Source organism: Amycolatopsis sp. NPDC004747, assembly GCF_053601335.1.
Genome location: NZ_JBSGBQ010000014.1, coordinates 15,818 through 36,719, shown reverse-complemented (window position 1 = coordinate 36,719; position 20,902 = coordinate 15,818). Strand labels below are relative to the sequence as shown.

General features: G+C 72.7%; 14 protein-coding genes. 9 read left to right on the top strand and 5 right to left on the bottom strand.

The genetic code is table 11. The features are described 5' to 3' along the window. Positions 1 to 311: 311 nt before the first annotated feature. Positions 312 to 986, bottom strand: coding sequence for an HU family DNA-binding protein (locus ACWEGE_RS23270; protein ID WP_449662542.1), 675 nt, complete (start codon positions 984 to 986; stop codon positions 312 to 314). Positions 987 to 1,630: 644 nt separating this feature from the next. Between ACWEGE_RS23270 and ACWEGE_RS23265 the strand changes: the two genes are divergently transcribed. The 5 genes from ACWEGE_RS23265 (at position 1,631) to ACWEGE_RS23245 (ending at position 11,255) form a co-directional block, all read left to right on the top strand. Beyond that, the gene (locus ACWEGE_RS23265) at positions 1,631 to 3,379 is read left to right on the top strand and encodes an ATP-binding protein (RefSeq protein WP_449662541.1); all 1,749 of its coding nucleotides are present in this window, start codon (positions 1,631 to 1,633) and stop codon (positions 3,377 to 3,379) included. A 34-nt stretch (positions 3,380 to 3,413) separates the two neighbouring features. Next, positions 3,414 to 4,574, top strand: a complete 1,161-nt coding sequence (locus tag ACWEGE_RS23260; RefSeq protein WP_449662540.1) for an exonuclease SbcCD subunit D — start codon at positions 3,414 to 3,416, stop codon at positions 4,572 to 4,574. A 1-nt stretch (position 4,575) separates the two neighbouring features. Next, entirely contained in the window at positions 4,576 to 7,977 is a 3,402-nt protein-coding gene (locus ACWEGE_RS23255) for an AAA family ATPase (RefSeq protein WP_449662539.1), read from the top strand. Next, positions 7,974 to 8,960, top strand: coding sequence for a hypothetical protein (locus ACWEGE_RS23250; RefSeq protein WP_449662538.1), 987 nt, complete (start codon positions 7,974 to 7,976; stop codon positions 8,958 to 8,960). The genes ACWEGE_RS23255 and ACWEGE_RS23250 overlap by 4 nt, the downstream gene beginning before the upstream one ends. Before the next feature lie 240 nt (positions 8,961 to 9,200). Then, entirely contained in the window at positions 9,201 to 11,255 is a 2,055-nt protein-coding gene (locus ACWEGE_RS23245; protein ID WP_449662537.1) for a glycoside hydrolase family 3 C-terminal domain-containing protein, read from the top strand. Between the two features lie 4 nt (positions 11,256 to 11,259). On the opposite strand, the gene ACWEGE_RS23240 is transcribed toward ACWEGE_RS23245, so the two are convergent. The 4 genes from ACWEGE_RS23240 to ACWEGE_RS23225 form a co-directional block, all read right to left on the bottom strand. Then, positions 11,260 to 11,838: a hypothetical protein gene (locus tag ACWEGE_RS23240; protein ID WP_449662536.1), complete on the bottom strand. Its 579-nt coding sequence runs from the start codon at positions 11,836 to 11,838 to the stop codon at positions 11,260 to 11,262. A gap of 52 nt (positions 11,839 to 11,890) precedes the next feature. Continuing rightward, positions 11,891 to 12,145: a hypothetical protein gene (locus ACWEGE_RS23235; RefSeq protein ID WP_449662535.1), complete on the bottom strand. Its 255-nt coding sequence runs from the start codon at positions 12,143 to 12,145 to the stop codon at positions 11,891 to 11,893. 90 nt (positions 12,146 to 12,235) lie between these two features. After that, a complete protein-coding gene (locus tag ACWEGE_RS23230) occupies positions 12,236 to 12,931 on the bottom strand; it encodes an MBL fold metallo-hydrolase (protein ID WP_449662534.1) in 696 nt (231 codons plus the stop codon). A gap of 460 nt (positions 12,932 to 13,391) precedes the next feature. After that, positions 13,392 to 14,093 carry an IclR family transcriptional regulator gene (locus ACWEGE_RS23225; RefSeq protein ID WP_051183801.1) on the bottom strand — a complete coding sequence of 234 codons (702 nt, stop codon included), beginning with the start codon at positions 14,091 to 14,093 and terminating at the stop codon, positions 13,392 to 13,394. Positions 14,094 to 14,235: 142 nt separating this feature from the next. On the opposite strand from ACWEGE_RS23225, the gene leuC reads away from it, so the two are divergent. From leuC to ACWEGE_RS23205, 4 genes are all read left to right on the top strand, one after another. Then, complete coding sequence (gene leuC, locus ACWEGE_RS23220) at positions 14,236 to 15,669, top strand: 3-isopropylmalate dehydratase large subunit (protein ID WP_449662533.1); 1,434 nt, start codon at positions 14,236 to 14,238, stop codon at positions 15,667 to 15,669. A gap of 21 nt (positions 15,670 to 15,690) precedes the next feature. Further along, entirely contained in the window at positions 15,691 to 16,293 is a 603-nt protein-coding gene (leuD, locus tag ACWEGE_RS23215; RefSeq protein WP_449662532.1) for a 3-isopropylmalate dehydratase small subunit, read from the top strand. A gap of 231 nt (positions 16,294 to 16,524) precedes the next feature. After that, a complete protein-coding gene (locus ACWEGE_RS23210; RefSeq protein ID WP_449662531.1) occupies positions 16,525 to 17,274 on the top strand; it encodes an HU family DNA-binding protein in 750 nt (249 codons plus the stop codon). 536 nt (positions 17,275 to 17,810) lie between these two features. Continuing rightward, positions 17,811 to 20,606: a BTAD domain-containing putative transcriptional regulator gene (locus ACWEGE_RS23205; RefSeq protein ID WP_449662530.1), complete on the top strand. Its 2,796-nt coding sequence runs from the start codon at positions 17,811 to 17,813 to the stop codon at positions 20,604 to 20,606. Positions 20,607 to 20,902: the final 296 nt, after the last annotated feature.

The following is a 20,902-nucleotide window of genomic DNA, read 5'->3' as shown; positions in this document are numbered from 1 at the left end:
AGGCCGGTTTGCGTGCCAAGCCGATCGCCGGTCCGGGGCGGGAACGCCGGTGGTGTGGCGGGCGACGCCGGGAAGCTTGACGGGCGCGGTGTTCCCTGCCGCCCGGCCTGGGGGATTGCTGTCGCCCCCGCTCGCGGCGGTCCCTGCACCTGCCTGAGCGATTCCTGCCGCTCCTGCGCGCGGTGCTTCCTGCCGCCCAGCCGGAGGCGATCCCTGCCACCCCGCCCGCGGCGCGTCCTTCCCCTGCCCGAAACGCCGGAAGGGCCCCGCACCAGGCAGGTGCGGGGCCCTTCCGATCGTCGCCGGGGGTGTTACTTCTTCTTGGCGGCGGAGGTGCGCTTGGCCGGGGCCTTGGCGGCGGCCGGCTTCTTCGCGGCGGCGGTCTTGGTCGCGGCCGGCTTGGCGGCCGCGGTCTTCGCCCGCGTGGTGGTGGCCTTCGCCGTGGTGGTCTTGGCCGCCGTCGTCTTCGCCGCGGCCGCCTTCGGGGCGGCCTTGGTGGCGGTGGTGGCCTTGGCGGCCGGCTTCGCCGCGGTGGCGCGGGTCCGCGTGGTCGTCGAGCGCGTGGTGGCCGGCTTGGCCGCCGCCGCGCGGGTGGTGCGGGTGGTGGTGGCCTTGGCCGGAGCCGCCGCGGCCGCCGTCTTGGTGGCGGTGGCGCGGGTCGACGTCGTGGCGGTGGCGCGCTTGACCGGGGTCGCCTTCGGGAGCTTCTTGGTGCCGGAGATGACGTCCTTGAAGGTGGTGCCGGCGCGGAAGGCGGGCACGTTGGTCTTCTTGACGCGGACGGCCTCACCGGTGCGCGGGTTGCGGGCGGTGCGAGCGGCGCGAGCGCGCTTCTCGAACACCCCGAAGCCGGTGATGTTGACCTTTTCGCCCTTGTTGACCGTCCGGATGATGATGTCCACCAGACCGTCCACGGCCTGCGAAGCCACCTTCTTGTCGCCCAGACGCTCCGACAGCGCCTCGATCAGCTGGGCCTTGTTCGTCATTCCAGTCCTCCATAGTGGAACTACTAGTCACGGCCCATCTCGGCCGACACTGCACACGGTATTACCAATACCGCACAAAATCCAACCGGGGGTCGAAATATTTCCTTGTGCGGGGGCGGGTTCCGCCGCCACCGAGCCCTGCTCCGGACGCCGCCCGGCGCGCCGTCCGGACTTCGACCATGCCTCTGAGCAGGCAAAACCCGGTGCGGGTGCCGTCCACAGTGGTCGTCCATATAGGACCCGAGGCCCTTCCGGAGAACTTTTCCCGCGACACGCCCGAGCGGGGTGTCGCGGCGTGTGGCCGAGCCCACCCGGGCCCGATCCCGCGCCACGGCCGGGGTTCGCGGCCCGCCCCGGAGGCCCTCCCGGCGGCGCTTCGCCGTGGGGTCAGGCGGAAGCGGAGCCCGTAACGCCGCACCCGCCCGGCGCGACCTCCCGGGCACGGCGTTGCGGCGCAACCGGTACGCCCCCGGCGAGTCCCCGCGCCGGGGGCGAAAGGTCCTCCCCGAAGGGTGAACTCACTCGTTCGGCGCAGTCTCGGCCTGCGCCGACGTCGTCGCGGCAACGCCGTGTTGGGCGCGGGACTGTCGTACCGGCGGGCTACTCTGCCGCGGGAGGAAGACCCCGGCCGGACAGGGAGAACCGTGGACCAGGAGACGCGCACCACCGTGGTCGGACGGGTGGCGGGCACCGAGGACTCGACGCCGCTGCAGTTCTGCGTGGCCATCGATCCGGACGCCTACCTGCAGCTCGACGACGTCGTCGTGACCCGGCGGGATCTGCCGGGGCTCGGCGAAGTCACCTCCTACGGCGTGGTGACGCAGGTGACCGCGCGGCACGAAGGCGCGAGCTTCGGCAGCGACGTCTTCCTGATCTCCGACGGGGTCCTGCCCGCCCAGGTGCAGGAGATCGCCGAGATCGCCACCACCCGCGTCGAGCCCGAGTGCTACGTGCCGCCCAAGCCGGGCAGCCGGGTCGAGCGGGCCGTGGGGGAGGATCGCGCGCAGGCGCTGTACTTCGACAACATGACCCGCCAGGTGGCGGTCGGCCTGGGCCGGGACGGCGAACCCGTCTACCTCAACATGGACTTCCTCGACGGCACCCGCGGCGCGCACGTCAGCATCAGCGGCGTCTCCGGCGTGGCCACGAAGACGTCGTTCGCGTTGTTCCTGCTGCACTCGATCTTCCGCGGCGGCGCCCTGCCGAACGCCCACAACGCCAAGGCCCTCGTTTTCTCGGTCAAGGGCGAGGACCTGCTGTTCCTCGACACCCCGAACGTCCACCTCGACGAGAAGCTCCGCGACGAGTACCTCAAGCTGGGCCTGCCCGCCGAGCCGTTCGCCTCCGTCGGCTTCTACGCGCCGCCGACCCCGTCGGACACCACGGGGAAGCCTTACGTGACCGGCCGGACCTCGGGTGTCGGCGCGTTCTGGTGGACCATCGCGGAGTTCTGCGGCCAGGACCTGCTGCCGTACGTCTTCGCCGACGCCGAGGACGAGCGCAACCAGTACACGATGGTCATCCACCAGGTCGCGAACCGCCTGCGGCTGGACAGCACGCCGGCGGGCAAGGACGGCGCCGCGAACGTCGACGGCGTCCTGTGCCGCACCTACGCCGAGCTCATCGACGTCGTCTGCGAGCGCGTCACCGACGAGGAAACCCGCGCGAGCTGGGCGGGTGCGGTCACCGGCGCGGGCACGGTCAACGCCTTCATCCGCCGCCTGCGCTCGAGCCAGCGCGCCCTCTCCGGCCTCATCCGCGGTGATCTCGCCGACCACCCCGCCCGCCGGTTGTCCACGGAGAACCAGCAGGTGACCGTGGTGGACATCCACAACCTCGTCGAGCGCGCGCAGCGGTTCGTCGTCGGCGTGACGCTCGCGGCGGAGACCGCGCGCAAGGAGGCGGCCGGCCCCGGCGGGCTGCTGTTCACCATGCTGGACGAGCTGAACAAGTACGCGCCGCGCGAAGGCAGCAGCCCGATCAAGGAGGTGCTGCTGGACATCGCCGAACGCGGCCGCTCCCTCGGCGTCATCCTGATCGGCGCGCAGCAGACCGCCAGCGAGGTCGAGCGCCGGATCGTCAGCAACAGCTCGGTGCGCATCGTCGGCCGCCTCGACGCCGCCGAGGCCTCGCGGCCCGAGTACGGCTTCCTCCCGGCCAGCCAGCGGGTCCGCGCCACGCTCGCCACGCCGGGCACGATGTTCGTGAGCCAGCCGGAGATCCCGGTGCCGATCGCCGTCGGCTTCCCGTTCCCCGCCTGGGCCACGCGGCTTTCCGAGGCCGGGGCGATCCCCACGACCACGGCGGGGCCGGCTGCGTCGAAGTCCGATCCCTTCGCGGGCCTCCCTTCGCGCGGCAGCGACCCCTTCGGCGACGACCCGCCGCCGTTCTGAGCCGCCGCCCACCACCCGAACGGAAGGACGAAGTGTGAAGTTCCTGCACACCTCCGACTGGCACATCGGCAAGACGCTCAAGGGGCGAAACCGCCTCGACGAGCAGCGGGCCGTGCTCGGCGAGATCGTCCGGATCGCGCGGGAGGAGCAGTTCGACGCGATCCTCGTCGCGGGCGACCTCTACGAGACGTCGGCGCCGTCGGCGGCCGCGCAGGAACTCGTGGTGCGGGCGCTGATGGCGCTGCGCGAGACCGGCGCCGAGGTGCTCGCCATCGCCGGGAACCACGACCACGCCGCGACGTTCGAGGCGTACCGGCCACTGCTGAAGGCCGCGGGCATCCAGCTCACCGGCGACCCGCGCCCGGTCCACGACGGCGGCGTCTTCTCGTTCGACGCGCGTTCGACGGGCGAGCGCGTCAACGTCGCCGTGCTGCCCTTCCTGTCCCAGCGCTACGCGGTCCGCGCCGCCGAGCTGCTCGCCGGGCCCCCGGCGGACAACGTCGGCCAGTACGACCAGCGCGTGCGGGACATCCTGGAGCACCTCAAGTCCGGGTTCACGCCCGGCGCGGTGAACCTCGTCATGGCGCACCTGACGGTGACCGGCGGGACGATGGGCGGCGGGGAACGCGCGGCGCAGTCCATCTTCGAGTACCACGTGCCCGCCACGGCGTTCGGCGCCGATCCGCACTACGTGGCGCTGGGCCACCTGCACCGGCGCCAGTCGCTGCCCGCCGCGTGCCCGGTGCACTACAGCGGCTCGCCGTTAGCGGTCGACTTCGGCGAGCAGGACAACACCAGCGTCGTGCTGTCGGTGGAAGTGACTCCCACGACACCGGCGAAGATCACCGACATCCCGCTGAAATCGGGCCGGAAGCTGCGGACGGTCCACGGCGCGGTGGCCGAGCTGACCGCGCGGGCGGAGGAGTTCGGCGAGGACTACCTCCGCGTGTACATCCGCGAAGCGACCAGGGCGGGGCTGCGCGAGGAGATTCAAGAAGCTCTGCCGAACGCCCTGGAAATCCGCATCGACCCGGAGTTCGCCGCGCCGGTGACGGCGTCGAACGGCGACCGCGCGGTCGCGGACCGTTCACCGGGAGAGCTGTTCGCGAGCTACTGCGTCGAACGCACGATCGAAGACAAGCGCGTGCAGGCGCTTTTCGCGCGGCTGCACGACGAAGAGACGAGCGGGGTGTGACATGCGGCCAGTGCTGCTGGAGATGACCGGCTTCGCGTCCTTCCGCGAGAAGACCGAGATCGGCTTCGAAGACACCGATTACTTCGCGCTCGTCGGACCGACCGGCGCGGGCAAGAGCACGGTCATCGACGCCCTCACCTTCGCCCTGTACGGGTCTGTCGCCCGCTGGGACCACGAGGGCCTGGTCGCGCCCGCGCTCGCCCCGACGGTCAACCGCGCCACCGTGCGGCTGGTCTTCGACGCCGGCGGCGCGCGCTACCACGTCGTGCGGGAAGTCCGGCGCAGCGGCGGCAAGAAACCCACGGTCAGCGTCAAGAACGTCCGCCTGGAACGGCTGATCGACCCGACCGCGCTCGGCGGCCCGGAGGACGACGCGGACCCGGTCGCCGCGGACTCCGAGGTGACCCCGGCGGTCGAACGCCTGCTCGGGTTGACGTTCAAGCACTTCTGCACCTGCGTGGCGCTGCCCCAGGGCGACTTCGCCGAGTTCCTGCACGCGAAGGCCGCCGACCGGCAGAAGATCCTCATCAAGCTGCTGGGCCTGGAGGTCTACGAGCGGATCGGCCGCCGGGCCGGCGTGACGGCGGAGCAGCAGAAGCAGCGCGCCGCCGTCCTCACCGAACAGCTCGGCAGCTACGCCGACGCCACCGAAGAAGCCGTCGCCGAGCTGGCCGCGCGGATGACCGCGCTGGCGGAGCTGGACGCGCGGGTGAACGCGGCCCTGCCGGGGTTGAACGACGCCACCCGCGCGCACGAAGAAGCCCGGCAACGCGTCGCCACGCTTACGGCGCAGCTGAAAATCCTCGACGCTGTAGAACGCCCAGCCGGTGTCGAAGACCTCGAAACCCGGCGTCGCGCGGCGGCCGATGCCGTCGCGAAGGCCCGCACCGCGTTGGAGACAGCCGAAACGGCGGACGAAACCGCCCGGGCCGCCCTCGCCGCGGCGCCCGCGCGTGGCGAACTGGAACGGATCCGCGCCGCGCACACCGAACGCGCCGGCCTCGAGCAGGCCCTCCCACGGCTCGGTGAAGCGGCGGAAGCGGCGAAGCAGGCGAAGGAAGCTGCCGCCACGGCAGCGAGCGAAGCGATGTCCGTCCTCGACGCGGCCCGGGAGAACCGGGACCGGACCGCGCGGGCGGCGGAGGACACCGCCGCCGAAGCCGCCCGCGCCCGGCAGGACCGGGATCGGCTCACCGGCCTGCGACCACCGGGGGATCTCGCCGACCTGTCGGCGGAATCGGCACGGGTGGCGAAGCGCATGGCGGCCGCCGACGAGCGTCTGCAGGCCGCGGAGGCCGCCGACGCCGAGGCACGGGCGGCGCTGGCCGCCCAGCCCGATGTCGCGCCGCTCGCCGCGGCCCGCTCGGATGCCCGCACGCTGTATGCGTTGTGCGAGGCGCAACGGAAGGCCGCGCCGGAGCAGGCCGCTCGCCGGGCCGAGCTGGCAGCGGCGCGCACGGCCCTCGCCGCCGCCGACACCGAACTCGCCGCGGCGAAGACCGCGCTGGCCGAAGCCGAGCAGGCCGGCCAGGCGCTGGTGCTGCGGGCCGGCCTCGCCGTCGGGCACCCGTGCCCGGTGTGCGAGCAGGAAGTCACGGCCCTGCCGGACGCCGGCGGCCACGCCCACCTCGCCGAGGCCCGCGAACGCCTCGAACACGCCGAGCGCGGCCGTGCGTCGGCCGAATCGGGCGTGCGCAAGCTGGAACGCGCCGTGGACCGCGACGCCGACGCCCGCGCGTCGGCGGCCGCGCAGGCGGAGGAGCTCCGCGCGGTGCTCGCCGAGGTCGACGGCCCGCCGGAGTCGGCAGCCCTGCTGCGGCCCGTCGAGGCGTCCTTCTCCGAGCAGGACTACACGGATCTCGTCGCCGCCGTCCGCGAACGGGGTGAGTGGCTCTCGGCGACGATCGACGGCCGGACCCGCGTCGCCGAAGCCGCGCGCACCGCGGACGCGGAACTGGCCGCGGCGCGCGCCGAACGCACGAAGGCCCAGCAAGAGGCCGAAGTCGTGGCGAAGTCGTTCGCGGCGGCCGGCGAGGCCCTGCGAGCGGCCCGCGATCCCCTGGTGGAGCTGGGCGCGCCGGCTCTCGACGGCGAGGACGTCCCGGCGGGGTGGCAGCGCCTCACCACGTGGGCGGCTTCCGCGCTGGAAGACCGGCAGACCGCGCTGGCCGCTTCGGAAGCGGCCGCCGAAGCCGCCGGCAAGGAAGCCCTCGTGGCGGCGGAGGAGTTCCGGACCGCCGAGCGGGACGCCGAGCAGCGGCGCGCGCGGGCGGTCGACACGGGCCTGGCCGAGCAGGCGGCGAGCACCGGACTGGCGGCCGCGCGGCAACGGCGGGCGGAACTGGCCGCGACCCTCGACGGCGCACCGTCCGCCGAGGTCGTCACCGAGCAGCTCGCCCGTGTCGCGGAACTCGAGCAGACGGCGAAAACGGCGGACGCCGGCTTGCGGACCGCGCGAGTGGCCGCGAAGCGCGCCACGGAAGCGCAGGCGGGCATCGGTGCCCAGGTGGAAGCCGAGCGGCAGAAGCTGTCCCGCGCGCGCGACCCGCTGGTCGGCCTCGGTGCCCCGCCGATCGACGGTGAAGGCCTCCTCGACGCCTGGACCGCGCTCACGGACTGGGCCGCCGGGCAGGCGAAGGACCACCGCGAGCGCTTGGCCGTCGCGACGTCCGCCGAAGGGGAAACGGCCGAAGCGTTGCAGGCGGCCGAACGCGCGGTCGCCGACGACGTCACCGCGCTCGGCGTGGCCGTGCCGGAGGGCCCGGTGCGCGAGCGCGTCCCGGTGGCCGTCGCGGCCGCCCGGGCGCGCGCCGAAGGCGACCACACGGAGCTGAAACGGCGAGTGGCGCGCGTCGCGGGGCTGCACGAGGACATCGCGGCGGCGGAGTCCGACGCCCAGGTCGCGCGGCTGCTCGCGGATCTGCTGCGCTCGGACAAGTTCCCGCGCTGGCTGATCGCCGGGGCGCTCGACACGCTGGTCGCCGAGGCGTCGGCGTCGCTGCTGGAGCTGTCCGGCGGGCAGTTCGAGCTGACCCACGACAAGGGCGACTTCCTGGTGGTGGACCACAACGAGGCCGACGCCCGGCGCCCGGTGAAGACGCTCTCCGGCGGCGAGACGTTCCAAGCGTCGCTCTCCTTGGCGCTCGCGCTGTCTTCGCAGCTGGGGGCGATGGCGGCGGAGGGGGCGACCAAGCTCGAGTCGATCTTCCTCGACGAGGGCTTCGGCACGCTGGACGAGGCCACCCTCGACGTCGTGGCGTCCACTTTGGAGAACCTCGCCGCGTCCGGCTCCCGGATGGTCGGGGTGATCACGCACGTGCCGGCACTCGCCGAGCGCGTCCCGGTGCGGTTCCTGGTCACCCGGGACGGCACCGGCTCGCACATCGCCAGGGAGGGCGCATGAGCGTTCACCAGTTCAATCCGGTGGCCGGGATGAACTTCAGCATTGACGCCTGGGACCCGGGCTACGGCAGCTCCATGGAGGCCGAGGAGCTCGGCCGCTCGCAGGCCGAGGTCGAGCTCGACGTCGAGGTCCCCGAGGCCGAGTGGGCGCCGATCGACCCGTCGCCGGTGTCGCCGCCCGAGGCGGTGCTGTTCGTCGACGGCGTCCGGCGGATCGACGCGCGCGTCTGGATCGACGACCCGGCCGGCACGAACTCGGCGTCCATCGGGATCTGCGCGTCCTACGCGGCCGGGGTCGTGTGCTGCTGCGAGGGACAGGCGCACGTCGTCGGCACCGACGTCCGGCGCGGGTTGTTCACGGTCGCCCCGCAGGCGGACGACATCGCCACCCCGGCCGGGATCTACACCGCGCACCGGGCGGCGGCGAAGGAGGACAAGCCGCTGCCGGTGGTGCTGTCCTCGGCGTTGCAGGAGCAGCTGGCGCTGGTCGAGGAGCAGACGGCGGTCGAGGCGCGCCGGGCGGGCCACGCGCGCGAAGACCTGCTGGTCGTGGACGGCCCGCTGCGCGGCCGCGCGCACCTCGACCGGACCGTCGGGTTCATCAAGAGCCACCAGACGACGTACCTGCCGGGCGAGCTCAACGCGCTGGTCGGGCGGCTCGGCGCGCACCAGCGCACGCCGGTGTTCCTGATGGGCACCACGTGGGTCCGGCACTCGTGGTACCTGCGGCTGCCGTCGGTCGGCGGGCCGCCGTGGTCGGGGGTGGTGCGGGTCGAGGCCGCGCCGCACCTCGGCCGCGAGCAGGTCGCCGAGCTGGCGAACGTCACCCAGTCGGTGCTGGGGCGGTTCGCGTCGGTCGCCTACAAGGACTCGCGGGCGCCGCAGAACCTCTACCCGATCGCCGGGCTGGAGCGCGACCTGCGCCACCGCCTCGGCGACCAGCAGTTCGTGTACCGGGCGCTGCGGCTGGCCGCGGCCCGCTGAGCCGGGCGTCCTCTGTGGAGGGTCGCCCCGGCGCGGTGGTCGCCGCCGTTAGGCCGATCAGGGCTTTCTTGACCAGGGCTCGGCCCCGTCCGGTGGTGCGCCCCGCCGTGGTTGAGCCGGGGAAATGGTCGAGTCCAATCTTCCGTTCAAGTACGTGAACGGAAATCGAGTCTATGTTTCCTTGTCACGTATGAGTTAGCTTGGCCGCCGTTGGTCCCGTTCGACGGCGAGGGAGACTCGATGCGCACCGGTCCGCTCGTTCTCGCCGCGGTCCTGGCGTTGTCGCTGACGACGCCGGCGGCCGCGCAGGCGCAACCCTGGCGCGACGCCCGCCAATCACCCGACCGCCGGGCCGCCGAGCTCGTCGCGGCGATGACCCTCGACGAGAAGATCTCCCAGCTGCACCTGCAGCCCGACGCCGAGCACCAGCGGTTCGTGCCGCCCATCCCGCGGCTGGGCGTGCCGGGCTTCCGGATCGCCAACGGCCCGGCGGGCATGGGCCCGGCCGACGACAAACCGCAGAAACCGGCCACCGCGCTGCCGGCCACCATGGCGCTGGCGTCGACGTTCGACACCGGCCTCGCGCGCCGCTACGGCCGGCTGATCGGCAGCGAAACCCGCGCGCTCGCCCACCACGTCTCCGAGGCGCCCGACATCAACATCGCCCGCGTCCCGCGCAACGGCCGGACGTTCGAAGGCATGGGGGAGGACCCGTTCCTCGTCGGCGCGCTGGCCGCCGCCGACATCCGCGGCATCCAGGAGAACGGCACGATCGCCGAGGTCAAGCACTACGCGGCGAACAACCAGGAGACGAACCGCGACGGTGTCGACGAGCGCATCGACGAGCGGACGCTCAACGAGATCTACCTGCCGCACTTCGAACAGGCGGTCACCGAAGGCCGCGCGGGCTCGGTGATGTGCGCCTTCCCCAAGGTCAACGGCGTCTTCATGTGCGAGAACCCGGAGCTGCTGCAGGGCAAGCTGCGCGACGACTGGGGGTTCAAGGGGTTCGTCCAGTCGGACTGGGGTGCCGCGCACAGCACCGTCGGCTCGGCGAACGCCGGCATGAACCTGGAGATGATCGATGGCACCTGGTACGGCGACGAGCTGAAGCGGGCCGTGCTGGCCGGGCAGGTGACCGAGCGGCGGGTCGACGAGCTGCTGCTGCCGCGGTTCCGGACGATGTTCGCCTTCGGGCAGTTCGACCACCCGCCGGTCGCCTCGCCGTTGCCGACGGCGCAGCACGACGCCGCCGCGAAGGAGTTCGCCGAACGCGGCATGGTGCTGCTGCGCGACGAACACGCACAGCTCCCGCTCGACGCTTCGGTGAAGTCGATCGCGCTGATCGGGCCGTTCGCCACCAAGGCCAAGACCGGCGGCGGGGGCAGCTCGGCCGTCATCCCGACGTCCACAGTGGACCCGCTGCCCGGCCTGCAGCAGCGCGTCCCGGGTGCGGTGGTGACCCTCGACGACGGCAGCGACGTGGCGCGGGCGGCGGCGCTGGCCCGGACCGCCGAGGTCAGCGTGGTGATGGTCGGGGACAACGAGGCCGAAGGCAAGGACCGGCCGAGCCTGGCCCTGGACGGCAACCAGGACGCCCTGGTGGCCGCCGTCGCCGAGGCCAACCCGCACACGGTCGTCGTGGTGAAGAGCGGCGGCCCGGTGCTCATGCCGTGGGCTTCGCACGTTCCCGCGATCCTCCAGGCGTGGTACCCCGGCCAACAGGACGGCGCGGCGGTGGCGGGTGTGCTCTTCGGCGACGTCAACCCGTCGGCGAAGCTGCCGATCACCTTCCCGGCCGCGGAGGCCGACACGCCGGCGAACACTCCGGCGCAGTTCCCCGGCGTCGGCGGCGTCGCGACGTACTCCGAGGGCCTGCAGGTCGGCTACCGGTGGTTCGACGCGCAGGGCCGCGCCCCGCTGTTCCCGTTCGGCCACGGCCTGTCGTACACGACGTTCGCCTATTCCGGCTTGTCGGTGCGCTCCGCCGGCGACGGCGCCATGGCGACGTTTACGGTGCGGAACACCGGACGCCGCGCGGGCGCCGAGGTCGCCCAGCTGTACCTGGGCTTCCCGGCGGCGGCGGGCGAGCCGCCGCGCCAGCTCAAGGGCTTCGAGCGGGTCTCGCTGGCGCCGGGGGAGTCCCGGCGCGTGACGATCCGGCTGGACGCGCGCGCGTTCTCCGTCTGGGACACGGTGAGCCACGCGTGGCAGCCCGCGCGTGGCGCGTTCACCGTGTCGGTCGGCGGCTCGTCGCGATCGCTGCCGCTGCAGGCCCCGCTCGTGCGGAGGTGAGGGTTCAGGCCTTGCAGCCGGGCGCGGTGGCGGCGGCGAGCATCAGCTCCGGCGATGCCGACACCGCGCCGACCGGGTCGTAGGTGCCGTCGACGTCCAGCTGCGCCTGTTCGACGGCCTTGGCGGCCGGGACCTGGGACGCTTCGTTGCCCCGCTTCGCGCGGTCGAGCGTCGTCTTCGCCTCGGTCGCGCGGTCGCGGGCCTTCGCGAACTTGGCGACGAAGCCCTGGCGGACGGTGTCACCGAGCGGCACCGGCGCCGGCGGCAGCGCGGTGAGCTTGTCGGCCGCTTCGCCGGTGCGGGCCGCGATGCCGCCGAGCGCCGCGCTGAGCGCCTTCTGCGCCTCGGCGATCGAGCCGGGTGACGGCTGGCTGGGCCCGGCCTCGCGGTTGGTGCGCTCCCGGTAGCCGTGGACGGCGGAGCAGAACCCGTCCATCCAGCGCACGGCGGCCGGATCGGCCGTCGGCTGGGACGTGACGGTCTGGACCGGGCTCGGGATCCGGGGCGGCGGGGCCGCGGCCGGTGTGGTCCCGCAGGCGGTCAACAGCAGGCAGGCGCCCAGCAGGGCGGTGGCCATCTTCATCGTTCCCCCTCGCGTTTGCCGGGTACACGCGCCAGCGGACCGGAAGGTTGCGTCACGCGGCGGCGAGGGCGCCGCCCAACGCCTGCCGCCCCTCGGCGGTGAGCTCGGCCCGCGTCCACTGCCCGACGGCGACGGCCCGCGCGGGCCGGATCAGGCCGTCCCGCGCCAGCTGGTGCGCGGTGGCCTGGTCGCAGCACGGCAGGCCGTCGACCCGCAGGTCGGGTTCGCAGCTGCAGGTGAGTTCGGCCCGGCCGGCCCCGACGGCCCGCAGCATCGCCATCGCCCGGCGATTCAGTTCGGTGTGCATGGTGGTCATCCCCCTCTGTGGTGCCGACTATGAGGAGACGTGTCCGCCGTCACCGAATACGCGAGTTCGCCCACGGTCACCCGAACGGCGCTATTTCCCCCAGCGCCGGTCGTCGGGTTCCTCGCCTCGTTCGAGCGCTTCGAGGTAGGCCCGGTCGACGGCGAACCGGGCGGCGATCTCCCGGTGCCGCGCCACGGCGCCGTGGCCGGGGATCAGGACGTCGAAGTCCCGGGCCTCCAGTCGATCGAGCACGCTGCGGTAGGAGCCGGGTGGCTCGTCACGGCGGCGGTCGAGGAGCGGGACCAGGACGTCGGAGAGCAGGTCACCGGCGACCAGGACACCCCGATCGGCGAGGAGCAGGGCGGCGTGGCCCACGGCGTGGGCGTCGTGCTCGATGATTTCGCCGGGGATCGGACCGTGGTCTCCGGGCAGCGGGGTGAGCAGCGCGATCGGTTCAAGCGGAACGTCCGGCGCGGTTTCCTTCGCCATGGCCTGGGCACGTTCGCGGGCTTCGCCGGCGATGCGGGCGTTGGCGGCGGTGGCGTAGCGGGGGACGTCGCCGAAGCGGGGGTGCCAGAGCAGGTGGTCCCAGTGCGGATGGGTGGAGAACCCGGCGACGACGGGGATCTCGAGCCGGTCCAGGTCGTCGGCGAGCTGCTCGAGTTCGAAGCCGTGGATGCCGGGGTCGACGAGGACGAGGCCGTCGTCCGTTTCCACGACGGTGGTGTTGCTCCAGACCCACTCGCTCTGACGCACCCAGACACCGTCGGCCACCTGATTCAGCATCGGGTCACGGTGTCAGGTGTGTCTTGCGGACGCAATCACTGCGCCGGCGGCTCCCGGGGGCGCCCCCCGGGTCCAGCGTATCGGGCGCTGCCGACAAGATCGCCGCGAAAGTCGCTGGCCGGGCCCGTTTGTCCACATCCGGGGCGATCTGTGGAAACCGGACCCGGGCAGTGCCCCGGCAAACTTCACGGCCGTTCCCACAGGGCATTCTCCGTGGCGGGAACTCACTCGGGCGAGACCTCAAGGCCGCTCCTGCCAGGCCTCCTCCGTGGCGGGAACCCACTCGGGCGAGACTTCAGGGCCGCTCCTGCCAGGCCTCCTCCGCGGTGAGAACCCACTCGGGCGAGACTTCAGGGCCGCTCCTGCCAGGCCTCCTCCGCGGTGAGAACCCACTCGGGCGAGACCTCAGCGCCGTCCCCACCAGCCATCCCGCGCGGCAAGAACCCCTCCGGCGAAAACCTCAGAGCCGTTCCTGCAGAGCATCCGCCGCGGCAAGAAGGTCCGCCGCCCAGCGGGCGCCCGGCTTCCGGCCGATCCGCTCGATCGGTCCCGACACCGAGACCGCCGCCACGACCGTCCCCGCCGAATCGCGCACCGGGGCCGAAATGCTCGCCACTCCCGGCTCGCGCTCCGCCACGCTCTGCGCCCACCCGCGCCGCCGGACCTCCAGGAGCGTCCGCTCGCCGAAGACCGCGTCCGCCAGGATCGTGCGCTGCGTGTGCGGGTCCGCCCAGGCCGCGAGCACCTTCGCGCCCGAGCCCGCCGTCATCGGCAGCCGTGACCCCACCGGGACCGTGTCGCGCAGCCCGCTCGGTGGCTCCGCCGTCGCGACGCACACGCGCTGGACGCCGTCGCGCCGGTACAGCTGGACGCTCTCGCCCGTGACGTCGCGCAGCTTCGGCAGGACCACGCCCGCCGCGTCGAGGAGCGGGTCCGTCGAGCCGCCCGCCAGTTCGGCCAGTGCCGTACCGGGGCGCCAGCGCCCGTCCGGACCGCGGCGCAGCAGCCGGTGCACCTCGAGGCCGACCGCGAGCCGGTGCGCGGTGGCCCGGGGCAGGCCCGTCCGCGTGCACAGTTCCGCGAGGCCGCAGGGGTCGTCCGCGACCGCCTGCAGGACGGCCACTGCTTTGTCCAGTACTCCGATACCGCTATGCTGTCCCACGACCCGATACTAGCGTCCCGCACTTTGGGAAGTCCAGTATCTGGGAAACCCTGAACTCGAGCTGCGCCCTCCTTCGCGGCTCGCACCCCGATCTCGCAGGTGCGCGCCCGAGTTCGTCGACGAACCGTGGAAGGAGCCGGAGATGACCAGCCCGACCGGCAAGGCCCGCACGCTGGCGGAGAAGGTGTGGGAAAGCCACCTCGTGCGCCGAGGCGAAGGCGCCGAACCGGACCTGCTCTACATCGACCTCCACCTGCTGCACGAAGTCACCAGCCCGCAGGCCTTCGACGGCCTCCGCCTGGCCGGGCGGCAGCTGCGCCGCCCCGACCTGACCATCGCGACCGAGGACCACAACGTCCCGACCGTCGACATCGAGCTCCCCATCGCCGATCCGGTCTCGCGCACCCAGGTCGACACCCTTCGCCGCAACTGCAAGGAGTTCGGTGTCCGGCTGCACCCGATGGGTGACGCCGAGCAGGGCATCGTGCACGTCATCGGCCCGCAGCTCGGCCTGACCCAGCCCGGCATGACCGTGGTCTGCGGCGACAGCCACACCTCGACGCACGGCGCGTTCGGCGCCATCGCCTTCGGCATCGGCACGTCCGAGGTCGAGCACGTCATGGCCACCCAGACGCTGCCGCTGCGTCCTTTCAAGACGATGGCGATCACCGTCGACGGCGAGCTGCGCCCCGGTGTCACGGCGAAGGACATCATCCTCGCGGTGATCGCCAAGATCGGCACCGGCGGTGGCCAGGGCTACGTCCTGGAGTACCGCGGTTCGGCCATCGAGGCCCTCTCGATGGAGGCCCGGATGACCGTCTGCAACATGTCGATCGAGGCCGGCGCCCGCGCCGGGATGATCGCGCCGGACGAGACGACGTTCGCCTACCTGAAGGGCCGCCCGCACGCACCGCAGGGCGCGGACTGGGACGCGGCGATCGAAAACTGGCGGCAGCTGCGCACCGACGACGGCGCCGAGTTCGACGCCGAGGTGCACCTCGACGCGAGCGCGCTGACGCCGTTCGTGACCTGGGGCACCAACCCCGGCCAGGGCCTCCCGCTGGGCGCCGAGGTGCCCGACCCGGAGGCGATCCCGGACGAGAACGACCGCATCGCCGCTGAAAAAGCCCTGTCCTACATGGATTTGAAGCCGGGCACGCCGCTGCGGGAGATCGCCGTCGACACCGTCTTCCTCGGCTCCTGCACCAACGGCCGGATCGAGGACCTGCGGGCCGCGGCCGAGGTGCTGCGTGGTCGGAAAGTGGCGGACTCGGTCCGCATGCTGGTGGTTCCCGGCTCGATGCGCGTCCGCAAGGCCGCCGAAGCCGAGGGGCTCGACCAGGTCTTCACCGAGGCGGGTGCGGAGTGGCGCCAGGCCGGCTGCTCGATGTGCCTCGGCATGAACCCGGACCAGCTCAAGCCGGGCGAGCGCAGCGCGTCGACGTCGAACCGCAACTTCGAGGGCCGGCAGGGCAAGGGGGGCCGGACGCACCTGGTGTCGCCGCTCGTGGCCGCCGCCACGGCCGTCCGGGGCACGCTTTCGTCGCCGGAAGACCTGCTGACCGCCGCCCGCTGACCGACCTGAGGAGCTAGAGCCATGGAACCGTTCACCCAGCACACCGGCGTCGGCGTCCCGCTGCGCCGGTCCAACGTGGACACCGACCAGATCATCCCGGCGGTCTACCTCAAGCGGGTGACCCGGATGGGCTTCGAGGACGGCCTGTTCGCCGCCTGGCGCGCCGACGAGAACTTCATCCTCAACCAGGGGCCGTTCAAGAACGGAAGCGTGCTGGTCGCGGGGCCGGACTTCGGAACCGGTTCCTCCCGCGAGCACGCCGTCTGGGCGCTGATGGACTACGGCTTCAAGGTGGTCATCTCCGCCCGGTTCGCCGACATCTTCCGCGGCAACTCCGGCAAGGGTGGCCTGGTGGCCGCCCAGTGCGAGCAGCACGACGTCGAGCTGCTGTGGAAGCTGCTGGAGAACGAGCCCGGCACCGAGGTCACGGTCGACCTCGAGGCCAAGACCGTGCGGGCCAAGGACTTCACTGCGCCCTTCCAGATCGACGACTACGTCCGCTGGCGGCTGCTGGAAGGTCTCGACGACATCGCGCTGACGTTGCGCCATGCCGGTGAGATCGACGCGTTCGAGGCGACCCGCCCGTCCTGGAAGCCGACGACGACACCGGTGACCGCCGGCTAGCCCGATCCCGGGGCGACATCCCTTGTGCCGCAGGGGATGTCGCTCCGTTTCCGGCTGTTCCTTCCGCATGCCGAACGGCCCTCCGCGAGCCGGTCACCGGGCCTCGGCGCGAGGCGGAACCCGTCCCGGGGCAAGGGAAAGTTCCGCATGCCGGTTGGAATTTGTGCTGCGTTGGTAATACCGTGTCGCTAGTCGGCCGACGCGGCCGTGGAGCCTCCTGGAGGACTGGACATGGCCAACAAGGCCCAGCTGATCGAGGCGCTGACCGAGCGCCTGGGCGACAAGAAGGCCGCTGCCGAGGCGGTCGACGGTCTGGTCGACATCATCATCCGGACGGTCAACAAGGGCGAGAAGGTCAACATCACCGGCTTCGGGGTGTTCGAGAAGCGCGCCCGCGCCGCGCGGACGGCCCGCAACCCGCGCACCGGCGAAGCGGTGCGGGTCAAGAAGACCAACGTGCCCGCCTTCCGCGCGGGGACCACGTTCAAGGACGTGATTTCCGGAGCGAAGAAGCTGCCGAAGGCCACACCGGCCAGGCGCACGACGGCAACCACCACCCGCGCGGCGGCGGCACCTGCGGCAACGCGTTCGACGACCACGCGCACCCGCACGACGGCGGCAAAGCCGGCGGCCACGAGGACAACGACGGCGACGAAGCCGGCGGCCACGAGGACGGCGACCACCCGGGCAAAGGCGGCCCCGCGGACGACGGCAGCGAAGCCGGCGGCGGCGAAGGCGACCACGGCGGCGAAGCCGGCAGCCACAAAGGCCACCGCCGCGAAGGCAACGACGGCGGCGAAGCCGGCAGCCACGAAGACGACCACGGCTCGCAAGACGACGGCGGCCAGGACCCCGGCGGCGAAGACCACCGCGGCCAAGACTCCGGCGGCGAAGACCACTGCGGCGAAGACCACGGCAGCCAAGACCACTGCCGCCAAGGCCCCGGCGAGGCGGACCTCGACCGCGGCGAAGAAGGACTGACCCGCCCGAAACTGTCGTACCCCTGCGGTAACGTGAAATTCGGGGGACCCCCGGGGGGCGACCCCTGGTTCGACGAGCAGCTTTCCCGGCAGGGCCCCGCGCCAAGTGCGCGGGGCCCTGCCGCATGTCCGGACTGGGCTGCAGAAGCAGTCCCGCGCGCCGGAGGATCGGCTCGCGTGCCTGGATGGTCGGCTCGCGTGCCGGAAGGGTCGGCTGGCGTACTCGGATGGTCGGTGCGCGGGATTGAGCCGGCGCGCGAGCGAACCGCGTGTCCACCTGGGCAGCCTGGGTACCGGCCGGCCGCGCAAGCGATCCGGCCCTCCCGGTACGCCAACCGACCGCCCACGTTCCGCGAACCGCGTGGCGGGAGGTCACCCACTGCCAGCACCGGTGTCCCGAACGGACACCCCGCGTCACCCGCCCGGCGCAACCGCGTCCCCGGGACCGGTTCCGCCCAATTTCGCAAAGTTGCTTGAGCGCCCGGCCGAGTGATGCCACGCTGCGTTCCTCGGGGCCCGCGTCCGGCGGGGCCGGGCGTGCGCGAGGCGAACCTGGGGGCGACCACCATCGATATCCGGCTGCTCGGCCCGTTCCAGGTGCTCGTCGACGGTTCGCCGGTCGTGCTGACCAGTTCCCGCCAGCGCGCGCTGCTCGCCACGCTCGCGCTCGCCGCCGGTCGTCTCGTTTCGATCGATGCCCTCGCCCGCGGTGTCTGGGACGATGCTCCGCCCGCGCACATCCGGGGCAGCCTGCAAACCTACGTGATGCGCCTGCGCCGGCTCTGCGGCGAAGACACCGTCGTCACCGAACCGGACGGCTACCGGCTGGTCGTCGACCCGTCCCGGGTGGACGCGCTGCGCTTCCTCCAGACCCTCGACCAGGCCGCCGCCGCGACGGAACCCGCTCGCCGCCGGGAGCTGCTCACCGCCGCGCTCGACGGGTGGGGCGGGGTGCCCCTCGAAGGCGTCGGATCTCCCGCGCTGGCCGCCGAATGGGGGCCGCTGTTGACCGAGCGGTACCTCTTCGCCGTGGAACAGCGGATCGATCTCGACGCCGGGCTCGTCCCTGACGCGCGGCTCGTCGCCGAGCTCACCGACCTGGTCGCGCAGCACCCGCTGCGGGAGTCGTTGTGGGAACGGCTCGTGCGCGCCCTCGCCCGGTCCGGGCGCCGCGCCGAAGCGCTCGCTCGATACGCCGGGCTGCGGGCGTTGCTGGCCGACGAACTGGGCGTCGAACCGGGCGAAGACCTGCGGCGCCTGCACGCCGAACTGCTCGCCGCCGATGCCGATCCGGCCGTCCACACCGTGCCGCGGCAGCTGCCCTTCGACGTCGCCGGGTTCACCGGCCGGGGCCCCGAGCTCGCCGAACTCGACCGGCTGCCGCCCGGGGGCGCCTCCGGCATCGTCGTCATCGAAGGCACCGCCGGCGTCGGGAAGACGTCGCTGGCCGTGCACTGGTCGCACCGCGTCCGCGACCGCTTCCCCGGCGGCCAGTTGTTCCTCGACCTGCGCGGCCACTCCGCGGACACCCCGGTCACCCCCGACGCCGCGCTGGCCGGCTTCCTGCGCGCCCTCGGCGTCCCGGCGGAGACGCTGCCCTCCACTGTGGAGGAACGTTCGGCGCTGCTCCGCAGCAGGCTGGCGGGCAGCCGCACCCTCATGCTCCTCGACAACGCCCGCGACGCCGACCAGGTGCGCCCGCTCCTGCCGGGGCCCGGCAACCTCGTCGTGGTGACCAGCCGCAACCAGCTGCGCGGCCTCGTCGCCCGCGACGGCGCGCGCCGCATCGCCCTGCGCTCGTTCGACGACCGCGACGCGACCGCGCTCCTTGCCGGCAGTGTCGGGTCGCAGCGCCTCGCCGCCGAACCCGACGCCGTCGCCGAGCTTGTTCAGCTCTGCGGCCGCCTGCCGCTGGCACTGGCGCTGGCCGGGGAACGCGCTTCCCGGTTTTCCGGCGTCTCGCTCGCCGGAATCGTCGAAGAGCTCCGCGACCAGCGGCTGCGGCTCGACACCCTCCGCGACCCGCAGGACGCCGGCACCGATCTGCGTGCCGCGTTCTCCTGGTCGTACAAGGCACTGCGGCCGGCCGCGGCCCGCTTCTTCCGGCTGCTCGGCCTGCACCCCGGCCACGGCTTCAGCCTCTCCTCGGCCGCCGCGCTCGCCGGTTCCGATCTGCGCGAAGCGCGTGAACTCGCCGACCAGCTCGCCGCGGCCCACCTCCTCAACCAGCCCGGCACCGACCGCTACCAGTTCCACGACCTGCTGCGCGTCTACGCGGGCGAGCTCGTCGAAACGGAAACGACGGAGGCCGAGCGCGCGGCGGCGCTGCGCCGGCTCGTCGACTGGTACCTCGCCAGCGTCGCCGAAGCGAACAAGCTGGTCCGGCCCGACCTGCTCACCGAAGACATCACGCTCGACCCGGCGCCGCTGCCCGCCGTCCGGTTCGCACAGCACGAGCAGACGATCGCCTGGTACAACACCGAACGCCAGGCCCTCACCGCGCTCGTCGGCATCGCCGCCGGTCGCGGCTGGACCGCGCACGCCTGGAAGCTCGCGTGGCTCCTGCGCGGGTTCTTCGCCGAGCGGCACGACCGCGACGACTGGATCACCACCGCGCGCACGGCCGTCGCCGCCACCCGCGACGCCGGCGACAGCACCGGTCTCCAGTACAGCGCCAACAACCTCGGCTCGGCCTACCTACGCACCCTCCAGCCGGACAAGGCGCTCGAGGCACTGGAGGAAGCGCGCGCGGCGTCCGAGCGAGGCGACGGCACCGCGCTGACGGTGGCGATCCTGTCCAACCTCGCCGGTGCTTATTACGTCCGAGCCGAGTACGCCGAAGCCGAACGCCACGCGCTCCAAGCCGTCCACCTCGCGCGCGACCACGGCCAGCGCACGTTCGTGCCGCACGCGCTCCTCAACGTGAGTGCCAGCCGCATCGGCCTCCGCGACTACGACCACGCGGCCGAAGCGGCCCAGGCAGCGCACGAAGCCTTCGCCGAACTCGGCGACCGGTACCACGCGGCGCTCGCGCTGGGGAACGTCGCCGAGGCCCTCGCGGGAGCGGGAAGGCACGACGAGGCGGAGCGGGCGGGCCTCGAAGCGCTCGCGGAGCTGAAGGAGCTGAACGCCGACTACGGCACGATCGACGTCCAGATCACCCTGGGAAGGCTGAAGCACCGCACGGGCCGAACGCAGGAGGCGGGCAGGCACTGGGCCGAGGCGCTGACGGTCAGCCAGCGCCTCGGCGACCCTCGAGCCGCCGAGGTCCAGGCCCTGCTGGCCACGGTGCCGACAGAAGCCCCCTCGCCCGGGGATGCGCCGTACCCCTAGCCCGGCGCAGCCCAGCGGGACCCTGAACAAGTACACCAAGATCGACTGTCACGTCGCTGTCTCGCGATGACAGCGGCGGTTTGGGGAAGTCTTGACGGTTGGGTCTTTGCCGCGGGTCGCGTCGGTGAGGCGGGGAGCGCTGCGGTCTTCGGTTGGGTACCGGGAGGTGGCGCTGTTGTCTGGATGTGGGTTGTGGGCCGGCCTGTTTGGTCCGTGATTCGGTGCCAGGGCGGGTCGCTGTGCCCACCACCCCGAAGTCTGATTGTCACTACGGCCGGTGGTACCGCGTCAAGGCG